The sequence below is a fragment of the Paractinoplanes tereljensis genome (genome assembly GCF_016862435.1).
Taxonomy (GTDB): domain Bacteria; phylum Actinomycetota; class Actinomycetes; order Mycobacteriales; family Micromonosporaceae; genus Actinoplanes; species Actinoplanes tereljensis.
The window spans coordinates 152,964-173,281 of record NZ_BOMY01000048.1; the positions used below are offsets into that span (position 1 = coordinate 152,964).

At 68.7% G+C, this 20,318-nt stretch carries 19 protein-coding genes and 2 tRNA genes; 8 read left to right on the forward strand and 13 right to left on the reverse strand.

Annotated elements, in window-relative coordinates:
- Window positions 1-12: 12 nt before the first annotated feature.
- Genes Ate02nite_RS37985 through Ate02nite_RS38005 form a run of 5 tightly spaced genes read right to left on the reverse strand, consistent with a single transcriptional unit; the run spans window position 13 to window position 6,917 of the window.
- Window positions 13-618, reverse strand: a complete 606-nt coding sequence (locus Ate02nite_RS37985) for a TetR/AcrR family transcriptional regulator (RefSeq protein WP_203812743.1) — start codon at window positions 616-618, stop codon at window positions 13-15.
- 44 nt (window positions 619-662) lie between these two features.
- Window positions 663-3,419 carry a tetratricopeptide repeat protein gene (locus Ate02nite_RS37990; RefSeq protein ID WP_203812744.1) on the reverse strand — a complete coding sequence of 919 codons (2,757 nt, stop codon included), beginning with the start codon at window positions 3,417-3,419 and terminating at the stop codon, window positions 663-665.
- Window positions 3,416-5,146 carry an HSP90 family protein gene (locus tag Ate02nite_RS37995; protein WP_203812745.1) on the reverse strand — a complete coding sequence of 577 codons (1,731 nt, stop codon included), beginning with the start codon at window positions 5,144-5,146 and terminating at the stop codon, window positions 3,416-3,418. Before Ate02nite_RS37995 ends, Ate02nite_RS37990 begins: the two co-directional genes overlap by 4 nt.
- Window positions 5,147-5,198: 52 nt before the next feature.
- On the reverse strand, window positions 5,199-6,098 hold the full coding sequence (locus tag Ate02nite_RS38000; protein ID WP_203812746.1) for a sulfurtransferase: 900 nt from the start codon (window positions 6,096-6,098) through the stop codon (window positions 5,199-5,201).
- A gap of 54 nt (window positions 6,099-6,152) precedes the next feature.
- On the reverse strand, window positions 6,153-6,917 hold the full coding sequence (locus tag Ate02nite_RS38005) for an SGNH/GDSL hydrolase family protein (RefSeq protein WP_203812747.1): 765 nt from the start codon (window positions 6,915-6,917) through the stop codon (window positions 6,153-6,155).
- A 325-nt stretch (window positions 6,918-7,242) separates the two neighbouring features.
- On the opposite strand from Ate02nite_RS38005, the gene Ate02nite_RS38010 reads away from it, so the two are divergent.
- Genes Ate02nite_RS38010 through Ate02nite_RS38020 form a run of 3 tightly spaced genes read left to right on the forward strand, consistent with a single transcriptional unit; the run spans window position 7,243 to window position 8,740 of the window.
- Window positions 7,243-7,635: a CBS domain-containing protein gene (locus Ate02nite_RS38010; protein WP_203812748.1), complete on the forward strand. Its 393-nt coding sequence runs from the start codon at window positions 7,243-7,245 to the stop codon at window positions 7,633-7,635.
- Window positions 7,636-7,659: 24 nt separating this feature from the next.
- On the forward strand, window positions 7,660-8,085 hold the full coding sequence (locus Ate02nite_RS38015; RefSeq protein ID WP_203812749.1) for a SufE family protein: 426 nt from the start codon (window positions 7,660-7,662) through the stop codon (window positions 8,083-8,085).
- A gap of 13 nt (window positions 8,086-8,098) precedes the next feature.
- Complete coding sequence (locus tag Ate02nite_RS38020; protein WP_203812750.1) at window positions 8,099-8,740, forward strand: DsbA family oxidoreductase; 642 nt, start codon at window positions 8,099-8,101, stop codon at window positions 8,738-8,740.
- Between the two features lie 28 nt (window positions 8,741-8,768).
- Here Ate02nite_RS38020 and Ate02nite_RS38025 read toward each other — a convergent pair whose 3' ends face one another.
- Together Ate02nite_RS38025 and Ate02nite_RS38030 are read right to left on the reverse strand one after the other, a co-directional pair.
- Window positions 8,769-9,317 carry a YbaK/EbsC family protein gene (locus Ate02nite_RS38025; protein ID WP_203812787.1) on the reverse strand — a complete coding sequence of 183 codons (549 nt, stop codon included), beginning with the start codon at window positions 9,315-9,317 and terminating at the stop codon, window positions 8,769-8,771.
- A gap of 18 nt (window positions 9,318-9,335) precedes the next feature.
- Window positions 9,336-10,094 (reverse strand): SDR family oxidoreductase, encoded by a 759-nt coding sequence (locus Ate02nite_RS38030; protein WP_203812751.1) that lies wholly within the window; start codon window positions 10,092-10,094, stop codon window positions 9,336-9,338.
- 126 nt (window positions 10,095-10,220) lie between these two features.
- Between Ate02nite_RS38030 and Ate02nite_RS38035 the strand changes: the two genes are divergently transcribed.
- The 5 genes from Ate02nite_RS38035 to Ate02nite_RS38055 all read left to right on the forward strand — a co-directional run bounded on the left by Ate02nite_RS38035 (window position 10,221) and on the right by Ate02nite_RS38055 (window position 13,938).
- Window positions 10,221-10,628 carry a hypothetical protein gene (locus tag Ate02nite_RS38035; RefSeq protein ID WP_203812752.1) on the forward strand — a complete coding sequence of 136 codons (408 nt, stop codon included), beginning with the start codon at window positions 10,221-10,223 and terminating at the stop codon, window positions 10,626-10,628.
- A 40-nt stretch (window positions 10,629-10,668) separates the two neighbouring features.
- Window positions 10,669-11,340 (forward strand): DUF6461 domain-containing protein, encoded by a 672-nt coding sequence (locus Ate02nite_RS38040; protein ID WP_203812753.1) that lies wholly within the window; start codon window positions 10,669-10,671, stop codon window positions 11,338-11,340.
- 53 nt (window positions 11,341-11,393) lie between these two features.
- Window positions 11,394-11,933 (forward strand): helix-turn-helix domain-containing protein, encoded by a 540-nt coding sequence (locus tag Ate02nite_RS38045; protein ID WP_203812788.1) that lies wholly within the window; start codon window positions 11,394-11,396, stop codon window positions 11,931-11,933.
- Window positions 11,934-12,070: 137 nt separating this feature from the next.
- Entirely contained in the window at window positions 12,071-13,366 is a 1,296-nt protein-coding gene (locus Ate02nite_RS38050) for a class I SAM-dependent methyltransferase (protein ID WP_203812754.1), read from the forward strand.
- Between the two features lie 173 nt (window positions 13,367-13,539).
- A complete protein-coding gene (locus tag Ate02nite_RS38055) occupies window positions 13,540-13,938 on the forward strand; it encodes an NUDIX domain-containing protein (RefSeq protein WP_203812755.1) in 399 nt (132 codons plus the stop codon).
- Between the two features lie 63 nt (window positions 13,939-14,001).
- Here Ate02nite_RS38055 and Ate02nite_RS38060 read toward each other — a convergent pair.
- The 6 genes from Ate02nite_RS38060 to gyrB all read right to left on the reverse strand — a co-directional run bounded on the left by Ate02nite_RS38060 (window position 14,002) and on the right by gyrB (window position 20,018).
- Window positions 14,002-14,074 (reverse strand) — tRNA-Ala (locus Ate02nite_RS38060).
- A gap of 16 nt (window positions 14,075-14,090) precedes the next feature.
- The gene (locus Ate02nite_RS49215; RefSeq protein WP_211268820.1) at window positions 14,091-14,219 is read right to left on the reverse strand and encodes a DLW-39 family protein; all 129 of its coding nucleotides are present in this window, start codon (window positions 14,217-14,219) and stop codon (window positions 14,091-14,093) included.
- Between the two features lie 143 nt (window positions 14,220-14,362).
- Window positions 14,363-14,436 (reverse strand) — tRNA-Ile (locus Ate02nite_RS38065).
- A 73-nt stretch (window positions 14,437-14,509) separates the two neighbouring features.
- Window positions 14,510-15,415: a DUF3566 domain-containing protein gene (locus tag Ate02nite_RS38070; protein WP_203812756.1), complete on the reverse strand. Its 906-nt coding sequence runs from the start codon at window positions 15,413-15,415 to the stop codon at window positions 14,510-14,512.
- 3 nt (window positions 15,416-15,418) lie between these two features.
- Complete coding sequence (gyrA, locus tag Ate02nite_RS38075; RefSeq protein ID WP_203812757.1) at window positions 15,419-17,932, reverse strand: DNA gyrase subunit A; 2,514 nt, start codon at window positions 17,930-17,932, stop codon at window positions 15,419-15,421.
- 133 nt (window positions 17,933-18,065) lie between these two features.
- The gene (gyrB, locus tag Ate02nite_RS38080) at window positions 18,066-20,018 is read right to left on the reverse strand and encodes a DNA topoisomerase (ATP-hydrolyzing) subunit B (RefSeq protein ID WP_203812758.1); all 1,953 of its coding nucleotides are present in this window, start codon (window positions 20,016-20,018) and stop codon (window positions 18,066-18,068) included.
- Between the last annotated feature and the right edge of the window lie 300 nt (window positions 20,019-20,318).

Genomic DNA, 20,318 nt, shown 5'->3' on the forward strand with positions numbered 1-20,318 from the left:
CTTCAGTTTTACTTACTTACCAGTCAGTGCGTGGATGGTTGCCTCGCGCAGCAATGCGGCTCGGCGGCGGCGGTCCACCTCGCCGCCGAGGAACGGCGTCGAGTTCATCAGGCCGAACGCCGCGTGGGCGAGCACCCGGGCCTCGGCCGCCTCCAGCTCGGGGCGCAGCGTCGCCAGGACGCCGACCCACTCCTCGACATAGAGGCGCTGCAGCCGGCGGATCTGGCGGCGGGGCTCGTCGGGCAGACGGTCCAGCTCGTGCAGGTGCAGGGCGATGACGGCCGGGTTGGCCAGGGCGAACTCCACGTGGAAGTCGATCAGGTCGCCGAGTGCGGCGCTCGCGTCGTCGACATGCTGGCTGACCCGGGCCTTGCCGCCGTGCAGCAGACCTTCGCTGACCGGGATCAGCGCGGCCACCAGCATCGCCTCCTTGCCGGCGAAGTGGTGATAGAGCGCCGGCCCGGTGACACCGGCGGCCGAGCCGATGTCGTCCATCGACACACCGTGATATCCGCGGGCCGCGAAGAGCCCTACCGCGATCTCGAGGATCTCGTCGCGGCGCGACCGCCGCCGGGGAGCGGGCGGCCCCGACCGCTGTTGCTGATCAACCGTCGTCACGTGGCAACTTTAACCCGCTGTCAAGCGGTTGCCTTAACGGCCGTTCAGGATTTGGCATCCTGGGCCTCCTGATAGATCTTCTCGGCCAGTTCCCGGCCCGAAGCGTCCGGCGCCATGCCGGCCAGCAGGTCGCGAAGATGGGCCTCGGCCGCGGCCGGATCACCCGAGCGGAGCAGGGCTTCGGCGTACATGCCGTCGAGGTGGTCGGCGTCATCGACGGCGCCGATCGCGCGCAGCCGGGGCGGCACCCCGAGCAGGATCGGGACGGCTTCCGAGTACCGCTCGCGGGACATCAGGACGCGGGACTGCTCGAACGCGGTCATGCCGTTCTGCCAGATCGCGTTGGGCTCGGCGGCCAACTCCTCGGGCAGTGCCGCGAACCGCTCGCCGGCCAACTGGAACGTCTCGGTCGCGGCCTCCGGGTCGTCGGCGAAGTGCAGCGCGGAGATCCGGCGGCGCAGCGTGCGCAGCTCGCCGATCAGGTCGCCGGCCCCGTGCAGGTCCTCGCCGGCGGCCCGGAAGGCTTCGGCCGCCTCGGCGTCCCGGTCCAGGTCGAAGAGCAGGCCGGCCGCCTCCTCACCGACCTGGCCCCGGCCGTCCGGATTGTCGGCGAGCCGCTCGATCAGCTCGCGGTAGCGCTCGACCGCGCCGGCCATGTCACCAATCTCGCGGTACTGCTTCGCGAGGAGGAACCGGGCGTTGTTGCCGGACTCCTGATCGTCCAGCTCGTCGAAGACGATCAGGGCTTCCTCGGCCACCTCGGCGGCCTCCACCGGGCGCTCGGCCATCGCGTACGCCTCGGCCAGCTCCCACCGGGCGTGGGCACCGCCGGCGACCAGGTCGAGCTCGGCGCACAGCGCAACCGCCTCGACCAGGTCGTCGACGGCGTCGACGGGACGGCCGACCTGCTTGAGCGCGCGGCCGCGACCGATCCGGGCGGGCAGCACCTCGCCGGCGTCACCGGCCGCGATCGCCGAGCCGAACGCATCGATCTGCACCGCCGGGTCGTCGACCAGCTGACCGTAAAGGGCAGCGGACGAGGCCAGCCGGAAGCGCGGACCGTGCTCGCGGTAGAACTCCCAGGCGACCCGGGCCGCCACCGCGGCGCCCTCGCGGTCGCCGGAGTTGCCGAGGATGCGGGCCTGCAGTTCGGCGTGCGACGCGATGGTCCGGGGGATGGCCGACTCCGCCGCCCAGGTGGTGCAGCGGGTGATCGCCTCGATCGCCTTCGGCAACTCGCCGCTCACCGCGTGCAGAACGGCGAGCCGGGCCCACGCGTTGGCCCGCTCGCGTGGGCCACCGGTGCTTTCCTGTTGGTCGATGTCGGCCTGGATCGCCGGGCCCTGGCCGGGCTCACCCTGCTGGGCGCGGGCCACGGCGGTCCGGGCGCGGAGCACGATCGCCTCTCCCTCGGCGCCCGCGGCACTGAATAGATCGGCCGCGTCGGCCCACGTCTCGACGAAGGTGTCGTCGCCCCGCCAGCTCGCCAGGTTGCCGATCATCGCGAGCCGACGTGCCGCGAGCAACGGATCGGCCAGCTCCGGGAAGCGCTCGTCGAGGGCGGCCAGCGTGGCGGCCAGCGCCGGCACCCGCTCCTGCTCGAACTGCTCGGTGGCCAGATCGAGGAGCTCGGCCGGGTCGGCGACCGCCGGAACCTCGGGAGCGGGCTCGGGGGTGCTGGTTTCCGGTCGGGCCGAACGGGCGGTGGGCGAGAGCGACACGTCGGTCTCGTACGGCTGGGCCTTGATCTTTTCGGCGATCAACTCGCCCTGGTGGCCGGTGCCGTTGCGGGCGTCGAACTTCGCCGCGACGGCGGTGGCCCGCTCGGCCAACTCGGTTGCGAGCGCGGCCACCGTGATGTCGGCGCGATCCTTGCGACTGACGGTCAGATCGCCGTGCCCGGACTCGGTGAGCCGGCGCAGCAGCATGGCGGCATCGGCCGCGAAATTCATCTCGGCCGCCGGTGACGGTGCTTTCTCCAGCCAGTCGATGTGCCGCTGGAGGATCTCGAGGCCGCGGTGCTCGTTGCCGGTGCGCGCGGCGAAACCCAGGTGGGAGCCGATGTTCCGTAGGTCGGCGAGGTTGCCGCGTTCCAGGCGGTAGGCCCGGCGGTGGGCGTCGGCCGCCTTCTGCGTCTCGCCGGTCAGCAGATAGGGAACGGTCAGCTCGCGGAGGATGCCCTGCGGCTGCTCGGTGCAGGACAAATCGCCGGACAGCACCGGCTCGGCCAGCGCCACCGCGTCGGCGTAACGACCCCGGGACGAAAGATATTTGGCGACGTCGGTCGGGTCGCAGCCGACGCAATCGGAGAGGCTGTCACGCGGCGCCGACTGCCACCGCTCGAACCAGGCGTCCGCCTCCTCGGTCTGCCCGATATGCGCGGCGACCACGTAGCGATGCTTGTAGACGGCGTGCATGCCGTGACCGCTCTCGCGATAACGGCGTTCCATGTCGTCGAGCACGGCGTAGGTGCGGGCCAACGGCACCTCGGGGAACGAGGTCAGCGCGCTGACCATCGCCTTGAACAGCCAGAGCAGGTTGTGCTGCCAGCGCTGGTGGTACGGAGCCGGGTTGCGGTCGAAGTCGGCGACGCACCAGGAGAATGGGACGAACGCCTTGCCGGGCTCGCCACCGTACACATAGGCCGTGGTGGCGAAGAGCCGGGCGGAGAACGCCAACCCCGGGTCACCGGCCTCGTCGACCCGGCGCAGCACCTGCTCGACCAGGGCGATCTGGGCGGAACCGTACGGCATCTCCTCGGCCTGGCCCAGGAGAGACCACAACTCGGGTGCGCTCGTCATTTCTGCTCCTCGGCGGTCACGGCCCGGTTCAGCAGGCCCAGGAAGGAGGTGTTCAGCAGGGCCGCGTCGGCCGGCCGGATCGGGTGGTGGCCGAGCATCAGCGCCTGGCCGTACAGCGACTCGACCGCCAGGCCGGCCAGCTCGGGATCGGCCAGGCCGAGCACCCGGCGCACCAGCGGATTGCGGTGGTTGAGCACCAGCTGCGGTCGTTCCGGCGCGGCGACCTGGGACAGCGCGTCGAGCACGCCGCCCCACAGGTCGTCGGCTTTGTCGCGGCTGGTGGTGAACTCGTCGTGGAAGGCGGCCGCCCGGCTCACCAGGTAGAGCGCGGGGACGGTGGCCGGGTCGTAGGCCCGGATCACCACCTCGCAGCCGAGTTTGTCGAGCCGGCGCTGGGCGACCGCCAGGAACGGGCGCAGCCGCAGCTCGGTCTCGGCATCGAGGCTCGAGAAGCGGGTGGTCAGGTCGGTCGGCTCGAGCCGCTCGACCCGCACCGTCCGGTCCACTGTGGCCAGCCGCTCGATGATGTCGGCGTCGTAGACGTAACCGCCGTTGATCAGGCCGATGTCCTGTGCCGCGGCGACCGCGGACAGCTGGTGGAACTCGTCGGTGGTGGCCGCGTAGCGGATCACGCCGTGCCGCTCGCGGAACTCGGCGAGGGTGACCCGGCCCATGTTGGTCTCCATCGGCCACCACTGCTCGACCAGGCGCAACATCTCGTCGTCGTGCAGGGCCAGTGCCTTCACGCCGAGGTGGTGCACGCCGAGGAAGCGGGCCAGCCGGCGCGGGTCGGTGGCGGCCAGCCGGACCAGCCAGCCGCGCAGCTGGTCGGCGATGGCATCGCGGACGTCGTCGAGCAGGCCGTCCTCGTAGAGCGCCTCACGGCTCGCGGTCGGGCGCAGCTCGGTGCTGTCGACCACGCAGCGGGCGAAGAACGCCCACTCGGGGAGCAGCCCCTCGATGTTCTCGGCCAGCAGCATCCGCTTGAGGTAGACCCGGTGGCCACCGCGGGCGGCCGGGTTGACCGCCGTGGGCAGCACGAACGCGGCGCCGGTGAGGCCGGCCTCGGGCACGTTGATCTCGACCACGTCGAACGGGGTGAAGCCGAAGACGCGCTGGCAGTAGGCCTCTCGGCCGGTCTTCCAGGGCAGCTCGCCGCTGGTCACCGGGACGCCGTCGACCTCCACCGTCACCGGGAGCAGGGAACCGTAGAGCTCGGCCAGCTCCTTCACCGTTGCACCGCTCAGGAGCGTCTCGACGCCTCGGCGCGGCAGCAGGGTGACCGTGGTCCCCGGCTCGCGGTCCTCGCCGGGCCGCACCTCGTAGCGCCCGTCGGAGTAACCCGTCCAGAGCACCGCCGGGGCACCGGCCCGCCGGGTGTGCACCCGGATCTCGTCGGCCACCAGGAAGCAGGAGAGCAGGCCGATGCCGAACTGGCCGAGGAACTCGTGCCGCGCGAAGCCCAGCTCATCGCGTTTCGAGCTGCGGCCGATCGTAGCCAGGAGCTCGTGGACCTGCGCCTCGGTGAGGCCGATGCCGTTGTCGCTGACGCGCAGCGCGTCGGCGCCCGTGGTGATCTCGACCCGGCCGTCTTCCGAGGCGGTCGCGGTGATCGCGTCCACCGCGTTCTGCAGCAGCTCACGGACGTAGACGCGGGGGCTCGCGTAGAGGTGGTGACTCAGCAGGTCGACGATTCCCCGTAGATCAACCTGGAAGGTGTTGCTCACGGGCGAGAAGTTACCGGGTTCCCCCGACAGAAATCTCGCCCGTTCCTAACCTTCAGCTCAGACCGCCGGCCTCCGGGCCTCGGGCGATCGGCGCCTTGACCAGATTGCCCCACTCTGTCCAGGAACCGTCGTAGTTCCGGACCTGCGGGTAACCGAGCAGGTGGTGCAGCACGAACCAGGTGTGACTCGACCGCTCGCCGATGCGGCAGTAGGCGATGATGTCGTCGGCCGACTCGAGGCCCAGCTCGTCGCGGTAGATCTTGGTGAGTTCGTCGGCCGACTTGAACGTGCCGTCCTCGTTCGCCGCCGACTTCCACGGCTTGCTCACCGCGCCCGGGATGTGCCCGCCGCGCAGCGCGCCCTCCTGCGGATATGCCGCCATGTGGGTCAACTCGCCGGTGTACTCCTGCGGGGAACGCACGTCGACCAGCGGACGACCGCTGGCGATGTGGCCCATGACCTGGTCACGGAAGGCGCGGATCTCGGCGTCGTTCCGGATTGGAACCGGGTAGTCGGCCTTCGCCCGGGACGTCTTGTCCCTGGTCACGGCGCGGCCTTCGGCCACCCACTTCTGCCGGCCGCCATCCAGCAGCCGAACGTCGCGGTGCCCGAAAAGACGGAAGACCCAGAGGGCGTACGCCGCCCACCAGTTGAAGTTGTCGCCGTAGAAGACGATCGTGTCTTCCCGGCCGATGCCCTTGGCCTCGCACAGTGCCGCGAACGCGGCCGGGTCGAGGTAGTCGCGGGTGACCTGGTCGTTCAGCTCGAGGTGCCAGTCGACCTTGACCGCGCCCGGGATGTGCCCGGTGTCGTAGAGCAGCACGTCCTCGTCCGACTCGACCACCACCAGGCCGGGTGTGTCGAGATTGGCGGCCAGCCACTCGGTGGTGACCAGCCGGTCGGGATGCGCGTACGCCTGGAGGTTTTGCGCCGGATCGTTTCCTACGGACATGGTTCAACTATGCCTTCAGTCCGGTTAAGGGTGGTGGCGGGGCGGCGGACGGTGCTATTCGATCGGAGCGAGAGCTGGGCGCTTCGCGGTGACCAGGTCACCGCTGGAGTGGCCGAGCAGGTGGCGGCCAACCCACGGCACGAAGTGCTGCCGCACCCAGCGCATGTCGGCACCGCGGGCCATCAGCCACGGGGTCGGCTCCGGCAACGGCGGCACCAGCAGCCATTCCTCCTCCACCCCGACGCCCAGCGCGGTAAGCACCTGCGCAGCGACCCGCCGGTGACCGGCCGGCGAGAGGTGCAGCCGGTCCGGGGCCCACATGTGCGGGTGCCGGAATGCGTCGTCGCCGAACAGGTCGACCACGTACGCGCCGTGCTTCTCGCCGATCGCGGTGGCGCCGTCGTTGAGCACCGCCGCGCGCGGCCCGACGATGCGCTGCCCCGGCAGGTGGGCGGTGATGTCGGCGAACCGGAAGAGAATGACGTCGGCGCCGGTGGACCGCACCCGGCCGACCACCGCGTCGAGCTTGTCGACAAGCGCGTGCGGGTCGGCCCGGGGCCGCAGCGAGTCGTTTCCGCCGCCCGCGATGCTGACCAGGCCCGGCGCCATTGCCAGGGTCGGTTCGAGTTGTTCGTCGATGATCTGATCGAGAAGCTTGCCGCGGATCGCGAGATTCGCGTACCCGAAGTCGGGCCCGGTGTCGATCGCGAGTCGCGCGGCCACCAGGTCGGCCCATCCGCGGAACGTTCCGTCGGGGTACGCGTCGTTCATACCCTCGGTGAAGCTGTCCCCCATTGCTACGAAGCTGCGCCAGAGCATTTGGCCGCCTCCTTAACGTTCCTTCACCTCTTGTTGTGGGGACAGCTTTCCACTTAACAAGCACCAATCCCAGAGTGACGATGGCGACACTCCGAATATTGGGTGCTTATGTCGGACTCCCTCTCTACGCTGCTCGGCATGCTTCTGCGGATGTCCACGTTGCTCCTGAAGACCCTGCGCGAGGAGCCGGCCGGGGCAGAGGTGCGAGGGGATCACCGAATTCCGCAACCGGCGAACCGGTGAGCGCGCCGACGTGCTGATGAGCGACATACCGCGTGTAATCACGAGTGCACTCGGGTAACCGATTTCCACACGGGAGGTACACATGGCCAAGATCTCGGTCGCGGACGTGATGACCCGGCAGGTCGTCTATCTGCCGGAGGCAACGACTCTCGACGAGGCCGCGCAGGCCATGCGCGATCAGGGCATCGGCGACGTGGTGGTGACCAGCGGGCCGACCATGGTGGGCCTGGTGACCGACCGGGACATCGTGATCCGGGCGATCGCCGAGAACCGGATCCCCAAGCAGACGACGCTCGGCTCGATCACCTCACATGAGCTGATCATGGTGGAGCAGTCGGCCACGGTGGAGGAGGCGGTGCAGGCCATGCGCGAGCGCGGCGTCCGCCGGCTGCTGGTCTGCGACTCCGATCGCAACGTCGTCGGCATCATCAGCCTGAGTGACGTGGCCCTCCTCCCTACGTCGACGCCGGCCTGACATGGCGAAGTAGGGTCGGTTCCTGTGAGTGATATGCCCCCGAAGCTGGCCGAGATCGTCGACGAGTTCGCTTCGGCCCCGCGCGAGGTCGTCCTCGAGATGCTGCTCGAGTTCGCCGACGCCATGCCGCCGCTGCCGGCCGACCTGGCCGGGCACGACGGTATGGAACAGGTGCCGGAGTGCCAGACCCAGTTCTTCCTCAAGGCCACGGTCCGGCCGGACGACACGGTGGAGATCTGGTTCGACTGTCCGCCGGAGGCACCCACCACCCGGGCGTTCGCCGGCATCCTGGCCGAGGGCCTGGCCGGGGCGTCGGCGGCCGAGATCGTCGCCGTGCCGGACGACCTGTATGCGCGGATGGGCCTGGCCAACGCCATCAGTCCGCTTCGCCTCCGGGGCGGGTCGGCCATCCTCGCTCGCCTCAAGCGGCAGGTAGCCGCCCAGTCCTAGGTGGAGGCCGTCCGTGGATATCCAAGTCTGGTCCGACGTCGTCTGCCCCTGGTGCTACCTCGGCAAGGCGCGTCTCGAGAAGGCGATCGCCCAGTTCGACGGCGACGTCACCGTGACATACCGGGCGTTCCAGCTCGACCCGGCACCGGTGCCGCGGCCGGTCCCGATCAGGGACGCGATGGCTGCGAAAGTCGGCGGCTGGAATCGGGCCGAGGAGATGCTCGCGCACGTCACCTCCATCGCGGCCGCGGACGGGCTGCGCCTCGACTACGACCGGGCGATCGCGGCCAACACGTTCGACAGCCACCGACTGATCGCCTGGGCCAGCGGCCAGGGCCGGCAGGCCGACATGCTCGACGCGCTGCAGCGGGCGCACTTCACCGGCGGTGCCGACCTGGGTTCGCGGCCCGCACTGGCCGGGGTGGCCGCCTCGATCGGGCTGGACGGCGCGGCCGCGCTGGCCTACCTCGAGTCCGAGGCCGGCACCGGGGCGGTGACCACCGATCTCACCGAGGCTCGCGAGCTCGGCATCACCAGCGTCCCGACTTTCCTGATCGACGGGAAGTACACGGTGCAGGGTGCCCAGGAACCGGCGACGCTGCTGGCCGCGCTGGAGGAGATCGCGCGGCGCGAAGCCGTCGATATCGATCTATGAGGTTTCACGTGGAACGAGATCGACAAACCTAGATCAGCTTGGCCAGGTCCTCGATGACCTCGGCGCCGGGCAGGGCACCGAGCGCCGGGCCGGCCACCGCGATCTTGCTGTGCCGCACGCCCGAGCCGATGATCACGTGCGGAGTCGCGGCCACCCGGCTGTCGACCAGGATCGGCCAATCGGCGGGCAGACCGATCGGGGTGATGCCGCCGTACTCCATGCCGGTCAGGCTGACCGCCTCGTCCATCGGGGCGAAGCTGCACTTGCGGACGTCCAGCCGGCGGCGGATCACCCCGTTCACGTCGGCCCGGGTGGTGGCCAGGATGATGCAGGCCGCGTACCTGGTGACGCCGTCGCGCTTGCCGGCCACGATCACACAGTTGGCCGAGACGTCCAGGCCCACGCCGTACGCCTCGCAGAATGCCGCCGTGTCGGCCAGGCCGGGGTCGATCGGTGCGACAAGCACCTGGTCGCCGTCGATCGGTGCCTCGACCGGCCACACCGCGAGAGCCTTCTCCACCGGCGGGGCCAGTAGGTCGGGGCGGGACTGGGCGGGCTCGAGCTGCAGGGTTCCCATCACGCCCGCCATCCTCGCTCAATACTTCTCGGCCAGGTAGTCCCGCCACGTTCGGGACCCGGTCGGCGTGGCCGAGGTGGTCAGGGCGCCGGCCCGGAGCGCCCGCGAGACCTTGCCCGGGATGCCGAGCCGCCAGATCGGCCGCTTCCGGCCACGGGCCGCCAGCCACGACCGGGCCAGGTCGTCGAAGGTGAGCACCTGCGGCCCGCCGTACTCGATCGCCTTGCCGGCCGCGGGCCGGCCGATCAGCTCGGCGATCTCCTCGGCCAGGTCCTCGACGTCCAACGGCTGCACCTGCCAGCTCGGGTCGATGATCACCGGGCCCGGTTTGCTCAGCGCGGACAGCAGCATCTCGGCGAACTGGTGGAACTGGGTGGCCCGGACGATCGTGTGCGGGACGCCGCTTCCTTCGACGACCTTCTCGGTGTCGAGTTTCGCCCGGTAGTAGGGGTACGGCACGCGGTCTATGCCGACGATCGACACGTACAGGACGTGCCCGACGCCGGCGTTCCTTGCCGCCGCCATCAACCGCCGGGTTCCCTCGACGTCGGTCTTCTGCGGCCGGCCCGGCGCCGAGGCGAGGTGCACGATCACGTCCACCCCACGCACCGCCTCGGCCAGTCCGTCCCCGGTACGCAGGTCGGCCGTCACCCAGCCGGCCCGCGCCGACCGGGTCATCGGCCGTACCGCGTACCCCTGCTTCTGCAGCCGCGGGACCACCGCGGACCCCAGCGTTCCGCTCGCTCCGGTGACCAGCACCGTGATCTTTTCGCTCATACCAACCGGACGATCGGCGCAGCCTTCGCGTGACGTGTCTCCGATCACCGAGGATCCTCAGGGTCGGGCCGATCTTGCCGACCTTCAGATGTTGTGGAGGAACGTCGAGGTGCGCGCATCGGGACCGTGAGTGGTCTCGCGCTGCTTGGTGGGGGTACCGCGATCGCGGCCGTCGCCGGCGGCGCCCACTCCGTGTTCGCGACCGTGCTTCTCGGCCTGCTCGCCATCGGTATGGGTCACTCGCTGCTGGTCGAGATCCGCCGCCAGGCCCGCCGGCGAACCCGGCGCTGGGTTCGTACCGACACGATCAACGCGATCCTGCTCGGGTGCTGGGCGGAAGCCGCGTTGATCCTGACGATCCTCGAGGCGGGGCCGGTCTCGGTGCGGGCCGTCGGCGGGGTGCTGGCCGCGGCGTACGCCGGATGTTGTGTTTATTTCGTCACCGAGCGCAGGCGGACGATCAACGCCGAAGTTTCCCCGTTGCCTCCTCCGGCGGAGCTGGAGACCTCGGTCTCCGGACGTCGGGCCGCCTGACGTCTCCCGCCGGGCGCCGACCTTTGATCTACTGACCCCCGTGCGTCGTCGATCTCTCGTCCTTCTGGTCGCGGCCGGTGCCCTCAGTGCGTGCACACCGCGCACCACCGGCAGTCCGGCCGCCGCCGCCACCCCGCGTGACGCCGTCGCCGACGACTACCGCTGGTTCTCCCCGACGCCTGATTTCGGGCAGGGGTACTGCTTCACGTGGGTTCGCGGCTTGATCCCGCAGCAGGTGATCAAGCGACTCGGCGGCAAAGAGCTGGAACGGATCAGCTGGGAGCAGCTGGTCCAGTCGGGGGACGGGCAGCAGGGCACGGCGTACCGCTACTTCATCGGCATCACCCGGGTCGACGACTGGTCGCTGATCGTCGAGGACAACGGTGATCTCGGGGTGACCGACGAACTGGTCCGGCCGCTGTCGGCCGGCACCACCGTGGTGGCCAACTATCGCGGCGCCGATGGGCGGGGCCGGTTCCTGCAGCTGTCCGACGGTCGCGTGCAACTGGACTTCGACCCGGCCGCCCCGGTCACCGTGACGGCCGAGATGTCGGCGGTCGGCTTCGCGCCCGGGATCGATGCCGGCACCTCGATGGCCGCGTCGTTCGCGTTGGCCGAGCGACTGACCGGGAAACAGATGAGCCGGCCGCTGCTGATCAGCCGCACCTACCTGTTCACGAGCGTCCCGTCTATGTCACGAAAGAATCAATAGCCGTTCGGTTGTTGCATGCCGGACGCCCGGACGGCCAACATTCATCCGTGGCGATGCGTAGTTCCGAGTTGTTGAGCATCGGCGAGGCCGCGATCCTGCTGCGCTCCTCGCGGCAACACGTCCTTGACCTGTGCTTACGCGGGCTGCTTCCGTACGTGACCGTCGGCGGCACCCAGCATCGGGTGCGCCGGGCCGACGTCGAGGCGTTGATCCGGCCGGCCCTGTCCCGTCAGCAACTCGAGCAACTCTGGCTGCATCAGGCGATCGCCGGCAAGTTCGTGTCGAACCCGGACGCGCTGCTCGCGGCCGTGGCGATCACCCTCCGGCGATTGCGCCGACAGCACCCCGAGGGCCGGTCCTGGGAGTGGCTGGACCGCTGGCAGGTGGTGCTCGACAACGGCCACGAGGCGGTGCTGGACGCCCTGACCTCGTCCTCCGAGTACGCCGTTGAGTTGCGCGACACGTCGCCGTTCACCGGCATCCTGTCCGAAGTGGAACGCCGTACGGTACTCACCGCCCTGGCCGAGAGCAGGCGCGATAGGGCCCGGACGATGCCGCAGGAGAAGCTCGAGCGGGTCATGCGCGCAGTGTGAGTCGTCGATCACAAAACTATAAAAGCACCTTATGGAAAACCTCCCGCCGGGCGGATAGTGGATCAGTTCAACCCCGGCCGCCGCCTCTGCGATCTCGCGAATCGCAGCGACGACTGGCTGCGCCCCCGGGAGGATCCATGGCGATCATCAACACCCCCCATGTCACCACCGCCAGCAAACTGGCCGGCCTCCTCGAGGCCGTACTACAGGTGCCGATGCCGGTACGAGTCCGAGCCTGGGATGGCTCCACCGCCGGCCCCACCGACGCACCCACCCTGATCATTCGTAACCGGCGGGCCCTGCGCCGCATCCTGTGGCAGCCCAACGAGCTCGGCCTGGCCCGCGCCTACGTGGCCGGCGAGATCGACGTCGAAGGCGATCTGTACGACGCCCTCAACCGGCTCGCCGGACTGGTCTGGCGCGCGCCGGACCGCAAGGACCTGCCGTTCCACACGGTCGCCGGCGATCTGCTGCGACTGGGCGTGCTCGGCACCCAGCCCAAGCCGCCGCCGGAGGAAATGCAGGTCACCGGCGGCAGGCACAGCAAACGCCGGGACCGGCAGGCGATCAGCCACCACTACGACGTGGGCAACGACTTCTACCGGATCGTGCTCGGCGAGAGCATGGTTTACTCCTGCGCCTACTGGGCGTCCGACGAACTCGGCTACGGTCTCGCCGACGCTCAGCGCGACAAGCTCGACCTGATCTGCCGCAAGCTCGACCTCAAGCCCGGCATGCGGTTGCTGGACGTCGGCTGCGGGTGGGGAAGTCTGGCCGTGCACGCGGCCCGGACCTACGGCGTCCAGGTGCTGGGCATCACGCTCTCCGTCGAGCAGGCCGATTACGCCCGCAAGCAGGTCGCCGAGGCCGGCCTCACCGACCAGGTGGAGATCCGGGTGCAGGACTACCGCGACCTGGACGACGGCCCGTTCGACGCGATCTCCAGCGTCGGGATGGCCGAGCACGTCGGCACCGAGCCCTACCGGGAGTACGCGGAGATCCTGTACTCGCAGCTCAAGCCGGGTGGGCGGTTGCTCAACCACCAGATCTCCCGGCTGCACCTGCCGCCCAAGCAGCCGCACCAGCCGCGGTCCTTCATCGACGCGTACGTCTTCCCGGACGGTGAACTGGCCCCGGTCGGCGTGACGGTCACGGCGCTGGAGGAGGCCGGTTTCGAGGTACGCGACGTGCACGCGCTCCGCGAGCACTACGCGACGACGCTGCGCGCGTGGGTGGCGAACCTGGAGGCCGAGTGGCCCGCGGCGGTACGGCTGACCAGCCCTGGCCGCGCCCGGGTGTGGCGGCTCTACATGGCGGCGTCGGCGCTGGCTTTCGAGCAGTCCCGGATCGGCGTGAACCAGGTGCTGGCGATCAGGACACACCGCAACGGCGACAGTGAGATGCCCGCCACACGGGCGGGCTACGCGGCCTGACCCGAGCGCCGACCAGACCGCCGTGATGCCTCGTCACCTGCCCCGACGGGGCATCACGGCTCACCCCCCGAGTGTCCATTTCGGTCGGTGACTTGCCGCTTACCGCCCGAAAGATCCGGAAGTTATCCACAGCCCTTGGGCAGCAACGCTTTCATCCGGTTAGCCTGCGACTCGTGAGCGAACGAAAACGGGCCGCCGCCGTGATCGTGCGTGACGGCCGAGTCCTGATGGTGCACGAGCGAAGCCGACGATCCGGCGGCGGCGAATGGTGGACACTTCCAGGCGGCGGCATAGAGCCCGGCGAAACCCCCGAGGAGGCGGTGAAGCGCGAGGTCTTCGAGGAGACCGGGCTGATTGTCAGCAAAGCCCGCTACGTCCTGGAGATGCCCTATCCCTCCGGCATGACCTCAGTCTTCGCCGTAACGGTGATAGACGGCGAGCCCCGCCTGGCCGCCGACAACGGCAAGGGCCCCGAGCCCCTGGGCCTGGACTGGCTGCCGGCCCCCGAGCTGCCCACCGAGCAAGCCCACGGAGTCCCCATCCCACCCATGATCGTCGTCCTACCCACCTAGCCCGCCCCCGCCGGCGCCCCCAGGGCACAAAAAAGCGGGCCGCCAAAGGCGGCCCACAACATGTGGAGCCTAGGGGACTTGAACCCCTAACCCCCGCCTTGCAAAGGCGGTGCTCTGCCAGTTGAGCTAAGGCCCCGACACCTACCGGAAAACTATCGCAGATCGGGTGCGGTGGTCGCCTCGTGCCAGAGCGCCCGCTCATCGCTGGAGGCTTTGACCTTTTTGACGACGAGGGCTGCGACCCCCACGATGCCAGCAACAATCAGCAGCTTCTTGAGCATCGCGGTCTCCCCTAACGCAGAGCGGAAGCGGCGCAGAGGGCGCACCCGCCGCACCGCGGGGTTTCCGGGGGCTCGGCCCACGGAATAGATATGACGGGTGACCCCGGCCCGCGCTTTCCGCGGGCAGGGGACCCCGTCAGCCGTGGGGCTAGATGGAATCGAACCATCGACCTCAGAGTTATCAGCTCTGCGCTCTAACCGACTGAGCTATAGCCCCGTGCGACCTGAGAAGATTACCGCATCGGGCTGCGGGCCGCCAAAACGGGGTGGCCCACAGCCCACGGGTCTTGTCAGTCGCGTTCGGCGAGGGTCAACTCGACGCCGCCGACCAGGTCAGCACACACGTTGTAGATGAACGCGCCGAGCGTGGCCAGTGCGGTGAACAGCACCACGTTGACCGCGCCGACCAGCATCGACGTGCCGATGACGCCCCAGGCGGTGATGCGGAAGCCGCCGCTGGCGGAGCCGTCGGTGCCACCGCTGGCGCTCACCAACTCCTTGAGGCTGTTGTTGACCTCGGTCCAGACGCCCATGGCATCGAGAGCCAGGTAGAGCACCGAGGTGGCGACAACCACGACGATGAACAGCACGACGGAGACGGCGAACGAGAACTTCATGACGGACCAGGGGTCGATCCGCTTGAGGTTCAGCCGGGCCCGGCGAGGACCGCGGGCGGCCGCACCGGTGACCGTGGACCGTGCGGACCGCACAGCCTCGGTGACCCGGGCCGCGCCGACCGCAGCGCTGCCGGTGGCCGCGCCGGGACCAGCACCACCGGGTCCGCCGGGCCGCTTGGTGGCGCCGGTGGTGTTTCCGGGTTGGCTGGGTGTTCCGGGGGCGCCGGCCGGGCGCTGAGGCGCCCCGCCCGGTGCCGTGGCCGGCCGTGCCTGCGAGGTCGCGCCTGGCAGGGTGCCTTTGCCCTTGGTGACGACGGGCACCGTGGCCGAACCCTTGGCCACGGAGGGACCGCTGGCACGCTTCGCATCCGACGATCCGTCACTGTCGACGGGCGGTTCACCCGGCGGCGGGGCCATGCCCGGCGCGCGGGTGAACTTCGGCGGGGACGGGGCTTCGGCGGGGGCCGCGGTGCGCCCGGCGGCCTCGCGCCCGGGCGTGGCGGCGCCGTCTTTCTTGGCCGCCCCGTCCGGCGTCGCTGAGGTCCCCGAGCCCCCCGACTTCGCCTGTGTCTCCGGCATCAACTAGTCCTGTTCGTCAGGCTCGTCGGCATTGCGAGCAAGCGCCACGATGGTTACACCTTCTGGGAGGTCCATCAGCTTGACCCCCATTGTGTTCCGATCCCGTGTGCGCCGTACAGGCTTCACGGGAGTCCGGATGACACCACCATTGCTGGTGATGGCAAATAGTTCATCCTCCGGGCTGATCACCAGGGCACCCACCAGACCGCCCCGACGCTCGGTGATTTTCGCGGTCAGGACGCCCTTGCCGCCCCGGCCCTGTACTGGATATTCCTCGATCGGAGTGCGCTTTGCATACCCACCGTCGGTGGCGACCAACACATCCATGCCGTCGCGAACCACTTCCATCGCAAGAAGCTCATCGTTATCACCGAAGCGCATGCCGATCACGCCCGACGTGGCCCGGCCCATCGGCCGCAGTGCCTCGTCGGTCGCGTTGAACCGGATGGCCTGCGCCTTCTTGGAGACCAGGAGCAGGTCGTTCTCTGCTGCTGCCAGCGCCGCGCCCACCAACTCGTCATCCTCCCGCAGGTTGATGGCGATGATGCCACCGCTGCGGTTGGAGTCAAATTCCTCGAGCTTGGTCTTCTTCACGAGCCCATTCTTAGTGGCGAGCACAAGGTACGGTGCGACGCCGTAATCCGGGATCTGAATGACCTGGGCGATGTGCTCGTCGGGCTGGAAAGCCAGCAGGTTGGCGACGTGCTGACCCTTGGCGACCCGGGCGGCTTCGGGTAGTTCGTAGGTCTTTGCCCGATAGACCCGGCCCTTGTTCGTGAAGAACAGGATCCAGTCGTGGGTCGAGATCACGAAGAAGTGCGAGACGATGTCGTCCTGCCGCAGCGTGGCGCCGCTGACGCCCTTGCCGCCGCGCTTCTGCGACCGGTACAGATCGACCTTCGTGCGCTTCGCGTAACCGGTACGTGTGATGGTCACCACAACGTCTTCCCGCGCGATGAGGTCCTCCATGGAGACCTCGCCGTCGAACGGGATGATCTGGGTGAGCCGCTCGTCGCCGAACTTCTGGACGATCTCGCCCAGTTCCTCGGAGACGATCGCCCGCTGCCGCTCCGGCTTGGCGAGGATGTCCTCCAGATCTGCGATCTCGATCTCGATCTTCGCGAGCTCGTCGATGATCCGCTGGCGCTCGAGGGCGGCCAGCCGGCGCAGCTGCATGTCGAGGATCGCGGTGGCCTGGATCTCGTCGACGTCGAGCAGCTGCATGAGGCCCTGGCGGGAATCCTCGACGGTGGGCGAGCGCCGGATCAGGGCGATCACCTCGTCGAGCATGTCGAGCGCCTTGACCAGACCGCGCAGGATGTGCGCCCGCTCCTGGGCCTTGCGCAGACGGAACGCGGTGCGCCGGCGGATGACCTCGATCTGGTGATCGACGTAGTGCCGGATGAACTGGGCCAGGTTGAGCGTGCGGGGCACGCCGTCGACCAGGGCCAGCATGTTCGCGCCGAAGGTCTCCTGCAGCTGGGTGTGCTTGTACAGGTTGTTCAGCACGACCTTCGCGACCGCGTCGCGCTTCAAGACCAAAATCAACCGCATGCCGGTACGGCCGGAGGACTCGTCCCGGATGTCGGCGATGCCGGTGAGCTTGCCCTCCTTGACCAGCTCGGCGACCCGCTCGGCGAGGTTGTCCGGGTTGACCTGGTAGGGCAGCTCGGTGACGACCAGGCACGGCCGGCCCCGGGCGTCTTCCTCGACCTCGACCACGGCGCGCATCCGGATCGACCCGCGGCCGGTGCGGTAGGCGTCCTGGATCGCCTGCTGGCCGACGATCAGGCCCTTGGTCGGGAAGTCAGGACCCTTGACCAGCTCGAGCATCGCCTCGAGCGACTCGGCCTCCTCCGATTCCGGGTGGTCGAGCTGCCACTGCACGGCGGCCGCGATCTCGCGCAGGTTGTGCGGCGGGATCTTGGTGGCCATCCCGACCGCGATGCCCTCGGAGCCGTTGACCAGCAGGTTGGGGAAGCGGGCCGGCAGGATCGTCGGCTCCTGCGTACGCCCGTCGTAGTTGTCCTGCATGTCGACGGTGTCCTCGTCGATGTCCCGCAGCATCTCCATCGCCAGCGGGGACAGCTTCGACTCGGTGTATCGCATGGCGGCCGGCGGGTCGTTACCCGGCGAACCGAAGTTGCCGTTGCCGTCGATCAGCGGGTAACGCAGCGACCAGGGCTGACCCATCCGGACGAGAGCGTCGTAGATCGACGAGTCGCCGTGCGGGTGGTAGTTGCCCATCACGTCGCCGACGACGCGAGCGCACTTGACGTAACCGCGATCCGGGCGGAAACCGGAGTCGTACATCGCATAGAGGATCTTGCGGTGCACCGGCTTGAGGCCGTCCCGCACGTCGGGCAGCGCCCGGCCCACGATCACGCTCATCGCGTAGTCGAGGTACGAGCGTTGCATCTCGACTTCGAGACCGACCGGTTCGACTCGCTGGGTCACGCCACCGCCGGTTTCCTCAGGAATTTCGTCGCCGGCGGGCGGTTCGGGAGCGTCAGTCACTGTTAACCCTTACTCAAGGTGAAACCAGACAAGCACGACTAAAGTACGCATCTTGCTGTGGATAACGTTGTGGAAAGTGGGTGGACGCTGTGGATAGTGCGTCCACCCAACCTTCACCTAGCGGTAGAGCACATCAGATGTCGAGGAACCGCACGTCCTTGGCGTTGCGCTGGATGAACGAGCGACGTGCTTCGACGTCCTCACCCATCAAGACGCTGAACAACTCGTCGGCCGTTGCAGCGTCGTCGAGCGTCACCTGACGCAGCGTGCGCGTCGCCGGGTCCATCGTCGTGTCCCACAGCTCGTGGAAGTTCATCTCGCCGAGACCCTTGAACCGCTGGATGTCGTCGGGCTTGGCGTTCGCCTTCTTCTGCTGACGCAGCGCGATCAGCCCGTCCCGCTCCCGGTCGGAGTAGGCGTACTGCGCGTCGTCGCCCCGCTTGTTCCACTTGATCTTGTAGAGCGGCGGCGCGGCCAGGTAGACGTGGCCCATCTCGACCAGCGGCCGCATGAAGCGGAACAGCAGGGTGAGCAGCAGCGTCTGGATGTGCTGGCCGTCGACGTCGGCGTCGGCCATCAGCACGATCTTGTGATAGCGCAGCTTGGCGACGTCGAAGTCCTCGTGGATGCCGGTGCCCAGCGCGGTGATCAGCGACTGGACCTCGTTGTTCTTCAGCACCCGGTCGATCCGGGCCTTCTCCACGTTCAGGATCTTGCCGCGGATCGGCAGGATGGCCTGGATCTGGCTGTCCCGGCCCTGCTTGGCCGAGCCGCCGGCCGAGTCACCCTCGACGATGAACAGCTCGGAGACCCGCGGGTCGGTGGACTGGCAGTCGGCCAGCTTGCCCGGCATCGAGCCGGACTCCAGCAGCGACTTGCGGCGGGCCAGCTTGCGGGCCTGCTGCGCGGCGATCCGGGCCCGCGCGGCCTGGGACGCCTTCGTGATGATCATCTTGGCGTCGGCCGGGTTCCGGTCGAACCAGTCCGCGATGCGCTCGTTGGCGATCTTCTGGACGAAGCTCTTCATGTCGGTGTTGCCGAGCTTGGTCTTGGTCTGGCCCTCGAACTGCGGGTTGGCCAGCTTGACCGAGATGATCGCGGCGAGACCCTCGCGGATGTCCTCGCCGGAGAGCTTCTCGTCGCTCTTGAGGAACTTCTTCTCGGTGCCGTACCGGTTGACGATGCTCGTCAGCGCGGCCCGGAAGCCCTCCTCATGGGTGCCACCCTCGTGCGTGTTGATCGTGTTGGCGAAGGTGTAGACCGACTCGCCGTACGACTCGTTCCACTGCATCGCGATCTCGAGAGCCATGCCCTCGTCGTTCGCCTCGGCCTCGAACTCGATCACGGTCTTGTGAATCGGGTTCTTGGTGTTGTTGAGGTGGCGCACGAAGTCGGCGATGCCGTTCTCGTACATGAAGGTGACCGCGCGCGGCTTGCCCTCGTCGTCGACCTGGTCGGCGCGCTCGTCGCGCAGGTGGATGGTCAGCCCCTTGTTCAGGAACGCCATCTCCTGGATGCGGCGGTAGATCGTCTGCCAGTCGAACACGACCGTCTCGAAGATCGCCGGGTCCGGCCAGAACTGCACGGTCGAGCCGGTCTGGTCGGTCGGCTCGCCCTTCTCCAGCGGGCCGGGCTTCGAGTACGTGTACTTCTGCCGGTAGACGTTGCCGGACTTGTGGATGACCAGGGCCATCCGGGTGGAGAGGGCGTTGACCACCGAGACACCGACGCCGTGCAGACCACCGGAGACCGCGTAGGCCTTGCCGTCGAACTTGCCGCCGGCGTGCAGCACGGTCAGCGCCACCTCGACGCCGGGCTTCTTCAGCTTGGGGTGCAGGTCGACCGGGAAACCGCGGCCGTTGTCGGTGACCGAGACGCCGCCGTCGGCGAGCAGGACCACATCGATGGTGTCGCAATAACCGGCCAGCGCCTCGTCGACGGCGTTGTCCACAACCTCCCAGACCAGGTGGTGGAGGCCGCGCTCGCCAGTCGAGCCGATGTACATGCCGGGACGCTTGCGGACTGCTTCGAGGCCTTCGAGCACGGTGATTGACTCAGCACCGTATTCCTGCTTGTTCTCTGCCACCCTCGGCCACTTTCTCGCACCGGGCCCCCGTAGAGAGCCCCGCAACGGGGTTGGCGGACGAACAGCGGACAGCCGGCGGGCAGGGTTGACCACGGATGAGAAGCCTCGGACAGAAGCGGACCACCGGTGGAACCGTGCTCGCCGGTCGCCGCGGCTGGCCCGCGGATCGTGATCGGCTGGAAAAACCGCGTAGCGTGACGACGCACATCGTCTTACGAGGTTTTCCCGGTCACCGTCGATTCTACTCCGCCGAAGCGAGTTCGCGAGGGTCCGGCACCCCGTCCGGGTGCCTCAGATTGC

Coding starts and splice junctions, on each gene's coding strand:
- Ate02nite_RS38005 (WP_203812747.1), bottom strand. CDS start 6,917: ATGCTCTGGCGCAGCTTCGTAGCAATGGGGGACAGCTTCACCGAGGGT.
- Ate02nite_RS49215 (WP_211268820.1), bottom strand. CDS start 14,219: ATGCTCAAGAAGCTGCTGATTGTTGCTGGCATCGTGGGGGTCGCAGCC.
- Ate02nite_RS38000 (WP_203812746.1), bottom strand. CDS start 6,098: ATGTCCGTAGGAAACGATCCGGCGCAAAACCTCCAGGCGTACGCGCAT.
- Ate02nite_RS37990 (WP_203812744.1), bottom strand. CDS start 3,419: ATGACGAGCGCACCCGAGTTGTGGTCTCTCCTGGGCCAGGCCGAGGAG.
- Ate02nite_RS38030 (WP_203812751.1), bottom strand. CDS start 10,094: ATGAGCGAAAAGATCACGGTGCTGGTCACCGGAGCGAGCGGAACGCTG.
- Ate02nite_RS38070 (WP_203812756.1), bottom strand. CDS start 15,415: ATGCCGGAGACACAGGCGAAGTCGGGGGGCTCGGGGACCTCAGCGACG.
- Ate02nite_RS38025 (WP_203812787.1), bottom strand. CDS start 9,317: ATGGGAACCCTGCAGCTCGAGCCCGCCCAGTCCCGCCCCGACCTACTG.
- Ate02nite_RS38010 (WP_203812748.1), top strand. CDS start 7,243: ATGGCCAAGATCTCGGTCGCGGACGTGATGACCCGGCAGGTCGTCTAT.
- Ate02nite_RS38050 (WP_203812754.1), top strand. CDS start 12,071: ATGGCGATCATCAACACCCCCCATGTCACCACCGCCAGCAAACTGGCC.
- Ate02nite_RS38045 (WP_203812788.1), top strand. CDS start 11,394: ATGCGTAGTTCCGAGTTGTTGAGCATCGGCGAGGCCGCGATCCTGCTG.